The organism is Entomohabitans teleogrylli, from assembly GCF_001484765.1.
In the GTDB taxonomy this organism is placed as follows: Bacteria; Pseudomonadota; Gammaproteobacteria; order Enterobacterales; family Enterobacteriaceae; genus Entomohabitans; species Entomohabitans teleogrylli.
Genome location: NZ_LLXO01000082.1, coordinates 1 through 1,247 on the forward strand (window position 1 = coordinate 1; position 1,247 = coordinate 1,247).

Consider the following 1,247-nt stretch of genomic DNA (forward strand, 5'->3'; position numbering starts at 1 on the left):
CCGTATCTGGCCCAGGTGTGGATCGAGGATGCGGCGGAAAACAAGTTGAATGGCCCGTTAATGGTGTTGCCGCCGGTACAGCGTATTGAGTCCGGCGGCAAGAGTTCAGTGCGCATTCAGGCGCTGCCGGAGCTCGACAAATTGCCCAAAGATCGCGAAAGCGTGTTCTGGTTCAACCTGCGGGAGATTCCGCCGCGCAGTGATAAACCGAACGTGCTGACCCTGGCGCTGCAGACGCGGCTGAAGATTTTCTGGCGTCCTGCATCGATTGCCGTCGATCGCAAAACGGACACCGTGCCGGGGATGGATAAAGTGACGCTGGAGCGTAGCGGTAACCGCTATGTCGTGAACAACCCGACGCCTTATCACCTGACCTTTGTTGATGGCCGTAGATCATTGAATAGTAAGGTAATAGAAGGGTTTGAGCCGGTGATGGTGGCGCCGAAGAGCAACGTCACGCTGAGCCTCAGTGCGGATGCACTGGGTAATGCGCCGGTACTGTCGTTTGTTAATGATTACGGCAGCCTGCGTCTGCTGCCATTCCAGTGCGCAGGGACTGTCTGTAAAGCTCAGTCGGTTGTTACCCCGCAATAACGACAGGATGGCTAACATCATGAAAAATAAAAGGCTTCTCATTATGGTCGCGTGTTCACTGGGCGCGATAGCACTTAGCTGCATGGCCCAGGACGGTGGTGTCTCTTATATGCATATCACCGGCACTGTCGTGGAACCGGAGTGTGTGATCAATAACAACCAGCAAATTGAGGTGGATTTTGGTGAGGTACTGACCACCCGGGTGGACGGCGTGAATTATGAAACGCAGATTCGCTACAGCCTGAGCTGTTCAAACCTGCTGCGTAACACATTGAAAATTAACCTTCGGGGTACCCCGGCATCGTTCAACGGTGGTCTGTTTATGACGGATGTCGCCGGGCTTGGGATCCGTGTGTATGACGCGTCAAAAACGGCGGTGCTACCTAATAGCGGGGAATTGCAATTTACTTATGCCGCCAACAGTCCGCCGGCGCTGTATGCGGTGCCGGTGGCGCAAAATGCCACCACGCTACCAGGTGGGGCGTTTAACGGTTCGGCAACCATGGTTTTAAGTTATCAGTGAGGATCAGCCGATGCGTCAGTTAATAACTGCGGTGATGTTGTACGCCGTCATCAACCCGGCGATGGCGGCGAATGAGGCGAACATTATTTTTAAAGGGATGCTGGTGACACCACCACCGTGCTCAATTAAT

General features: G+C 54.0%; 2 protein-coding genes. Both read left to right on the forward strand.

The window, feature by feature from the left end:
* A partial coding sequence (locus tag AQ981_RS25270) for a fimbria/pilus periplasmic chaperone (protein ID WP_058914514.1) occupies positions 1 to 594 on the forward strand: 594 nt, incomplete at its 5' end.
* A gap of 43 nt (positions 595 to 637) precedes the next feature.
* Positions 638 to 1,117 carry a fimbrial protein gene (locus AQ981_RS25275; RefSeq protein WP_249226396.1) on the forward strand — a complete coding sequence of 160 codons (480 nt, stop codon included), beginning with the start codon at positions 638 to 640 and terminating at the stop codon, positions 1,115 to 1,117.
* Positions 1,118 to 1,247: the final 130 nt, after the last annotated feature.